Source organism: Fodinibius salipaludis, from assembly GCF_002287075.1.
GTDB lineage: Bacteria > Bacteroidota > Rhodothermia > Balneolales > Balneolaceae > Fodinibius > Fodinibius salipaludis.
Genome location: NZ_NSKE01000021.1, coordinates 1 through 3,193 on the forward strand (window position 1 = coordinate 1; position 3,193 = coordinate 3,193).

Consider the following 3,193-nt stretch of genomic DNA (forward strand, 5'->3'; position numbering starts at 1 on the left):
TTACCGGGAAAACTTTCCTCGGGAGCCTCCTTGTATTCGGTTCGCCAGCGGTAGATCAGCTCTGGGCGAAGCCCCAACTCATCAGCCAGCTCCTTTATGTTATCTCGCTGGTAACTCTGGGTGATCACGTCCAGCTTGTACTCCTTGCTAAATTTTCGTCGTGTTCTTTTTTCTGTCATCGTTGGTATGGGTACGTTATAGCCACAATCTATGACTTAACCGGGTGTCCACCAAAATGTAGCAACTTCATTCATAGCTCCCCCCACTCTTTAGCTTTTAGTGTTCTTTCAAATTATTAATAAAAGTGGACAGATTCACATTTGTAACATATAACGACATGGCGCTTAACGGGCGCACGGAGTAGTGTTGAATAGCTAAGTAACGAACGAAAAGCCGTAAAATCAAAACGGGCAGGAAAGGGCGAGGTGCGTCCTCGTTGAAGCGCTGGTTAGGTGCATTTTACCGCGATTTGAGGATGTCGAGATGAAGCATCTGTTCCGCTCGCATGACATGAATAATGTAAATTGTATCATTGTCAATGCGGTAGAAAATGCGACAGGGAGAAAGAACCAACTGTCGATAAACGGACTGGTCCAATTCGGGAACACTTTTTCCCATTTTAGGGTGCTGGCTTAGATTCTCAACTCGCTGAAAACATTGACGGACTAGTTTTTTAGCAGCATCCGGATTATCGAGTGAAATGTAATCCGCAATTTGATCCAAATCTTGAAGAGCAGGCTCGGTCCAAATTATTTGAGCCATCGTTGCATGCGTTTTTTAGCATCTTCATGCGAAACAACGCGATCTTCCAAAATCGCTTTTTCTCCTCGTGCCAAGCCTTCAAGCAATTCAAGTTTCTTCTGGATTTGTTCAAATTGCTCAACATCAACGAGATAGGCGGAAGGTTTTCCGTGTTCTGTGATAAGCACCGGTTCTTTCTCTTCCCGAAGTTCGGCAAGGAGTTTTGTAGCCTGACGTTTTAATGTGGTAACAAGTTCTGTTTTCATAGTGATACTAAAGTAGTACTTTTTTAGAAAGGAAGCAATTTTCGGAAATGCACCTAACGCCATTGCGCATAAGCTGCACGCGAATGAATGTAGAATTAGCAACTAACGAAAGAAGAGACTTAAAACCAAGAACGGCAAAGAATTGGCGAGGCGTGTCCGCTTAATGCGCTGGTTAGGTAAATTTATTTCCAAGCTTTTTGGTACGCATTAATCATGTCATTCACATCTTGCTTATTTTGGACACTCATAATATTGTAAGTGCTCATATTTAAGGCATTTTGGACTTTTAGTCTATTGAGTTTACAGTATTTGAATAGCTCAATTTTCGCATATCTTTTTAAATTCGAACTCTTTTCTCTTCCCATTTCTAATCTGGTAAATAAAAGATCATAAGCAGAGTATAGTGCCATTAGGTAAACGAAGGGAGCTGAGAAAATTGAAAGTAAAATTGGGAGTAAAAACCCTCTTAAATTAGTTATGGCAAACATTTTGTCATAGCTCTCGATGGCTTGTGTTAGAGCAAAAAATACAATTGAAAGTCCTATAACTGTTTGTAAGCCACTCAGAAATTTTGATACAGTGGAATTTGGTTGCTTAATCTCAGCATAAGTATTTAACATGACAACAAATGACACAACCGGAACTAAAATTAGTTCAGTAATCAAAGAGAAAGTGTACACATTTACCACAAACTCTATCAATAGGATGAGTTTAATATTCTCAATAACAATTTTGTTGAAAATATTTTGATCACTCTTCGATGTAATCCACCTTACATATAAAGGGACTCCAGCAAATAGAAACCAGATAACAGTATCTTTGATAAGTCCCATGTTCCATAGGCTGAAATAGTTAAGCAAGTAAAGAATGCTAGATGTAAAGGCTAGCATTAGGAACAGTGAGAGGGATATTCTCCACTCGAATAACATGGCAAAAACATTCTTCACCGATTTACGAACATCACTTTTGGACAAAACAAAGATAAGGAATACAAATAGCCAAAAAGCGGTTGCAATTTCTCTGTTATTGAATGTTAGCATTACTGGTTTTGAATGATGAAGGGAAAATTTACCTAACGATATGGCGCTACAGCTGCAGGCGCCGAATGTTGAAATTCTTTACAAATAGAAAGAGTAACTAATAAATAGAAGGGAGGCAAGGAGATGGCGAGGCCTGTCCGCTGATAGCGCGGGTTATACTTGGGCGAAAGATGAGAACACAGCAACTCTTTTGATAGAAGCAGGAAAAACCAGAAGCTAATGTTTGGTGGAAATGCCGCGGAGGCCAAGACAAAATGGGAGATGGGCTTTGGAAAAAAGCAGGAGCACCGGGAATTTTGCCGTAAAAGCAAGAATACGTCACCAACCACGAGGGCAAGGAAGCGAAATTTAAAAAGGCACTGGTGCAGATTCGAAACTTCAGAAAAGCACACCACAAACATGGGCTAAAAATTTGAGCTGTTACCAGCTAGAAAAGAAGCAGAAAATTACCCCAAAATTTTTGGACAAGCTGTAATGGCCGACGCGCAGTATAACGACCTGGCGCATAAGGTGCGCACGAAAAAATGTTGAGTTGATAAATAATGAACGGAGAGCTAAAAAGCCAAAAAGTGGCAAGATTTGGCGAGGTGCGTCCCCTTAATGCGCGGGTTATATGGCTGAAAATTGATCTTTAATATTTTTGAAAATATCGCCGGGGAAATCAATCTGTTTTTTGGGGGTAAAATGAGTATCGAGGATTATTGCAACCAAAGGACCACAAATAAAATAGCCCATTACAAACGGAGTGTCATAGCCAAAAGCCCAAAATTGCCCCAGAGCAACTCCAGCCAAAAATAAATTTAGAAGGTTAATAAACCGAACCCATTTTGAGGCATTTTTGCGATCAGGAATTGTAATGTTCATAATGATCTTAGTTTAATTATTTTTATTGAGCCATATAACGACATTGCGCATAAGGTGCACGTGAATGAATGTTGATTTATTAAATAATGAACGAAGAGTTAAAAAGCCAGAAAGTGGCAAGACCTGGCGAGGCGTGTCCCCTTAATGCGCGGGTTAGGTAAAATTATTGAGGATTAAAGATTAACAAATAGGCCATACCAAAGACTAAAGCCAACACAAACGGTAAAATTAGCATTAAGAAAGGAAGTACAATTACCACGAAAACACAGTCCCAATAGGACA

5 protein-coding genes are annotated in these 3,193 nt (G+C 39.9%); all 5 read right to left on the bottom strand.

Annotated elements, in window-relative coordinates:
• Positions 1-179: transposase (locus CK503_RS16515; RefSeq protein WP_141239960.1), on the bottom strand; the 179-nt coding region annotated here is incomplete at its 3' end.
• Between the two features lie 280 nt (positions 180-459).
• Entirely contained in the window at positions 460-762 is a 303-nt protein-coding gene (locus tag CK503_RS15775; protein WP_095607797.1) for a type II toxin-antitoxin system RelE/ParE family toxin, read from the bottom strand.
• Entirely contained in the window at positions 750-1,007 is a 258-nt protein-coding gene (locus CK503_RS15780) for a type II toxin-antitoxin system Phd/YefM family antitoxin (RefSeq protein ID WP_095607798.1), read from the bottom strand. Before CK503_RS15780 ends, CK503_RS15775 begins: the two co-directional genes overlap by 13 nt.
• Before the next feature lie 182 nt (positions 1,008-1,189).
• Positions 1,190-1,840: a hypothetical protein gene (locus CK503_RS15785; protein ID WP_141239961.1), complete on the bottom strand. Its 651-nt coding sequence runs from the start codon at positions 1,838-1,840 to the stop codon at positions 1,190-1,192.
• A gap of 816 nt (positions 1,841-2,656) precedes the next feature.
• Positions 2,657-2,911, bottom strand: coding sequence for a hypothetical protein (locus CK503_RS15795; protein ID WP_095607801.1), 255 nt, complete (start codon positions 2,909-2,911; stop codon positions 2,657-2,659).
• Between the last annotated feature and the right edge of the window lie 282 nt (positions 2,912-3,193).

What these genes read in the sequence shown, in the direction of transcription:
- CK503_RS15775 (WP_095607797.1), bottom strand. Translation starts at nt 762, where the DNA reads ATGGCTCAAATAATTTGGACCGAGCCTGCTCTTCAAGATTTGGATCAA.
- CK503_RS15780 (WP_095607798.1), bottom strand. Translation starts at nt 1,007, where the DNA reads ATGAAAACAGAACTTGTTACCACATTAAAACGTCAGGCTACAAAACTC.
- CK503_RS15785 (WP_141239961.1), bottom strand. Translation starts at nt 1,840, where the DNA reads ATGGGACTTATCAAAGATACTGTTATCTGGTTTCTATTTGCTGGAGTC.
- CK503_RS15795 (WP_095607801.1), bottom strand. Translation starts at nt 2,911, where the DNA reads ATGAACATTACAATTCCTGATCGCAAAAATGCCTCAAAATGGGTTCGG.